Source organism: Thermoplasmata archaeon (assembly GCA_035632695.1).
Lineage (GTDB): Archaea > Thermoplasmatota > Thermoplasmata > RBG-16-68-12 > RBG-16-68-12 > RBG-16-68-12.
This window is the reverse complement of the sequence record DASQGG010000080.1, coordinates 1-4,229: the sequence shown is the minus strand read 5'-3', so window position 1 is coordinate 4,229 and position 4,229 is coordinate 1. Positions and strand designations below refer to the sequence as shown.

5 protein-coding genes are annotated in these 4,229 nt (G+C 66.4%); 4 read left to right on the top strand and 1 reads right to left on the bottom strand.

What is annotated here, in order from left to right:
* The 4 genes from VEY12_06060 to VEY12_06045 form a co-directional block, all read left to right on the top strand.
* Positions 1-557, top strand: a 557-nt coding sequence (locus VEY12_06060; protein ID HYM39691.1) for an ABC transporter permease, incomplete at its 5' end; no start/stop codon positions are given.
* Positions 558-1,583, top strand: coding sequence for an ABC transporter permease (locus tag VEY12_06055; protein HYM39690.1), 1,026 nt, complete (start codon positions 558-560; stop codon positions 1,581-1,583).
* 4 nt (positions 1,584-1,587) lie between these two features.
* Complete coding sequence (locus VEY12_06050; protein ID HYM39689.1) at positions 1,588-2,721, top strand: ABC transporter ATP-binding protein; 1,134 nt, start codon at positions 1,588-1,590, stop codon at positions 2,719-2,721.
* Positions 2,718-3,785 (top strand): oligopeptide/dipeptide ABC transporter ATP-binding protein, encoded by a 1,068-nt coding sequence (locus VEY12_06045; GenBank protein ID HYM39688.1) that lies wholly within the window; start codon positions 2,718-2,720, stop codon positions 3,783-3,785. Before VEY12_06050 ends, VEY12_06045 begins: the two co-directional genes overlap by 4 nt.
* Positions 3,786-3,842: 57 nt before the next feature.
* Here the strand turns inward: VEY12_06045 and VEY12_06040 are convergent.
* A partial coding sequence (locus VEY12_06040; protein ID HYM39687.1) for a hypothetical protein occupies positions 3,843-4,229 on the bottom strand: 387 nt, incomplete at its 5' end.

The window sequence follows — 4,229 nt, the reverse complement described above, 5'->3', positions numbered from 1 at the left end:
TAATCCTCGCGATCGCGGTGGGACCGGCGTTAGGTCTGCCCACGAAGGGCATGTACTCCACGAGCCCCACGTTCCCCGAGATCACCCACATGTCCGTCCTGGACTCCCTGATCGCGCTGAACTTCCCCGCCGTGGGCGACGCGATCCTGCACCTAATCCTCCCGGCCGCGGCGCTCGCCTTCCTGAACTTGGGCATCGCGACCCGAATGACGCGAACGTCCATGCTCGAGGTCCTGCCCCTGGACTACGTGAAGACGGCCAAGATGAAGGGCCTCTCGGACTTCATCGTCCTGTACAAGCACGCGCTCCGGAATTCCCTCATTTCCACGGTCACGATCCTGGGTCTCACCGCAGGGGTCCTGCTCTCGGGTACGGTCGTGATCGAGTACATCTTCCAGTGGCCTGGGATCGGCCTGTTCGCCTTCAACGCGATCACCGGATACAGCTTCTCCGCGACCATCGCCGTGGTCATCGTCTTCGCGGTCGGAGTCGTCATCTCGAACATCATCGCGGACTTGCTCTATGGCCTCCTGGACCCACGTGTGGAGTGGAGGTAGATGAACGAGGTGGCCGCGGAGGCCTCCGCCGAGCTTGCGGCGTCGACCTCGGAGGTCCGCCTCCGGACCCGGTTCCGCGCCGGTTTCGTGGGCTTCTACCGAGTCCTCCGAGCGAACCCGCTCACGTTCATCGGGTTCATCCTCGTTGTTGTGATCACGGTCACCGCGACCCTCGTCGCGCTCGTCCCGTTCTTGACCCAGCTGATTCTGGGCCACACGGTGTTCTTTACACCGTACGATCCGAACCAGCTGACGACGGACTACGGGCTGTCTCCTTCGTGGAACCACTTGCTAGGCACGGACCACTTGGGGCGGGACATGTTCTCCCGCGTCCTCGCGGCCTTGCCTCTTGATCTCGCGATCGGTTTCGGCATCACGGGGTTCTCCCTGCTGCTTGGCGGCGCATTGGGCCTCGTGGCCGGCTTCTGGGACAAGCCGCGGACCGTCGGCGGCGTGGTCTCCACGATCATCCTCCGGGTCACGGACATCTTCCTCGCGTTCCCTCCGCTGGTCCTGGCTCTCGCGATTGCTGCCTCACTGGGCCGCGGGACCGGGCCGAGCGTCTTGGCGGTCCTCGTCACGTGGTGGCCATACTACGTTCGACTGGCGCGTGGCGAGGTCCTCGCGGTGAAGCACCAGCCCTACGTGATGGCGGCCCGGGCCGCCGGCGTGTCGGAGCCGCGCATCCTGTTCCGCCACGTCCTCCGGAACCTGGTCGAGCCCCTCGTCGTGTACTATACCCTGGACATCGGGACCGTGCTCGTGACCTTCTCGACGATCTCGTTCGTGGGCATCGGCGTGCCCCTGGACGTGCCCGAGTGGGGGAACATGATCGAGTTCTACGAGAGCAAGCTCCTGCTCCTGCCCTGGACAGTCCTGAGTCCGGGCCTCGCGATCTTCGTCACCGTGCTCGCGTTCAGCCTCCTGGGCGACGGGCTGCGGGATGTGCTCGATCCTAGGACCCGCCGAGCCCTGGCCCAGGGTGCGGCCACCACCGCGTCCCCCGCCGCGCGCTCGGGAGGCTGAGCCCATGGCGACGCCGCTGCTCGAGATCAGGGACCTGTCCGTGGACTTCGAAGTGGGCGCGGGCACGTTCCATGCCGTGAACCGCGTGTCCCTGGACCTCACCCCGGGAAGGGTCGTCGGCATCGTCGGGGAAACGGGTTCCGGAAAGAGCACGCTCGGTCACGCCATCCCCCGCCTGCTCCCGGAGCCGCCCGCCAAGATCAAGTCGGGCACGATCAAGTTCCGCGGCATCGACATCCTCACCCTTCCCAAGTGGCAGCTCCCTATGGTCCGCGGCAGCGGGATCGGGATGATCTTCCAGGAGCCGATCAACTCCCTGAACCCCGCGTTCCGGATCTTCGACCAGGTCGCCGAGGCCATCATGGTGCGCAAGCTGCGGGAGGCGGGGAAGTCCGAAGTTCTCCTGCCCGAGACCAAGCCGTTCGACTACTCCAAGGGGAAGCCCGTCGACACAGCCGACGCCCTCGCACATCCGTTGTCCACGAACCTCTTTTCCCTAGGGCGGTCCGCTCGGAGCGAGGCGCTGCGGAAGGAGGTGCTGGAGTACCTGCGGCTCGTTCGGATCAACGACCCCGAGACGATCCTCTCCCTGTACCCCCACGAGCTCTCCGGCGGCATGCGGCAGCGGATCATGATCGCGATCGCCCTGAGCGCCAAGCCCTCTCTCTTGATCGCGGACGAGCCCACGAGCGCGCTTGACATCACGATCCAGGCCCAGGTGCTCACCCTGATGAAGGAGCTCATGACCGAGGTCCGGACCTCGATCCTGTTCATCTCCCACGACCTCGGCGTGATCGCGGAGATGGCCGACGACGTGGGGGTCCTCTACGCAGGGCATCTCGTGGAGTACGGTCCCGTGGCCGAGGTGTACGGGAACCCACGCCACCCGTACACGAAGATGCTCATGCGCGCCATTCCCAACCGGTACAAGACGGACGGCCGCCTCCCGTCCCTCCCTGGGAGCGTGCCCAGCCTCGCGCACATCCCGCCCGGCTGCGCGTTCCACACGCGCTGCCCGCTCGTCCAAGACGTCTGCACGCACGATCCCGGCCCTGCGCTGGCGGTCGCCAAAGGCGGCTCGACCCCCGACCACCGGGCCGCGTGCTACTTCAGCGACCAGGTGGCGAGCATCGCATGACGCCGCCCCTGGTCGAAGCTCGGGACGTGACGAAGCACTTCCCGCTCGCGCGGTCCCTCATGCAGTCGATCCGACGAGCCCCGTCCGAGGTCGTCCACGCCGTGGACGGTGTGTCCCTGGAGATCCACGAGGGGGAGACGTTGGGACTCATCGGGGAATCCGGCTCCGGCAAGACCACGCTGGGCTGGGTCTTGGCCAAGCTCCACACGGTGACCTCGGGACGGATCTTCTTCGATGGCCGCGACATCACGAAGCTCTCCAAGCACGACCTCTTGGAGTGGCGGCGGAACATCCAGGTCGTGTTCCAGGACCCCGTGGGGTCTCTCGACCCGCGTCTCCGGGTCTGGCAGATCGTGGGGGAGCCCATCCAGGCGCAGAGCCAGGTCACGAAAGCGGAACTGCGCGACCGGGTGTCCGAGCTCCTCCCGCTGGTTGGTCTGCCCACGGGGACCTTGGACCAGTACCCCCATGAATTCTCCGGGGGCGGGCGGCAGCGGCTGTCTCTGGCTCGGGCGCTCAGCGTCCGTCCCAGGCTCATCGTCCTCGACGAGCCGACGAGCGCGCTCGACGTCGCGGTGCAAGCCCAGGTCCTCAACCGCCTCGTGAGCCTGCAGGAGGAGCTCGACCTGTCCTACCTGCTGATCACGCACAACGTGGCCGCCGTGCGTTACGTGGCCGACCGCGTGGCGGTCATGTACCTGGGCCAGATTGCCGAGATCGGCCCCGTGCGCGACCTCCTTGAGCACCCCGTCCACCCGTACACGAAGGCACTCCTTGCGGCCCTGCCCCAGGCGGATCCGGGCCGGCGCCGGGCGCGGTACCGAATCTCGGGGGAGATCCCGACCCTGGTCCACCCGCCACCCGGGTGCCGCTTCGCGCCGCGCTGCCCGTTCGTCGTGGACCGCTGTCGCACGGAGGCGCCGCCCTTGCGTGAGGTTCCCCAGTACCCCGGCCGTCAGGTGGCGTGTCACCGGGCCGAAGAAATCGGAGACGTACCTCCGGAGCAGCTCCTCGTGACGGTCACCGATTCAGGCACGCAGCAAACGGCGCCGGGTTCCTCGTAGATCTCGCGGGGGACAAAAGAGGAAGGAGAGCCGGCGGCCACGCCGGCTCTTGCGGGTTCAGGTGCGGGTTGCGTATTCCGTGTTCTGCACGACCACGAAGGGAAGTGCTGCCCCCATGGGGTTCGTCACGAACCCGAACAGGTGAGAGTTCACGACTTGGAACTGGGTGGGGACCACGAGCCAGGCATCCGTGTAGTTGTCGTACATCATCCGGGTGATCTGGCGGTAGTCGCTCTCCACCTGAGTCGAGCTCCGGTTCGTGGCCGCGTCGATGACGAGCATGTCCATCGTACCGTTGTTGTACTCGGCCATGCACGCGTTGGCGCTCCCGTAGCTGATCGCGTTGTTCTGCGTCCAGTCGTCCGGCGAAATGTAGTCCGAGGTGTAGAACTCCTGTCCGATCGGGAACGGTCCGCCGTTCGCGGTGGTCTGCGCGATGCAGTT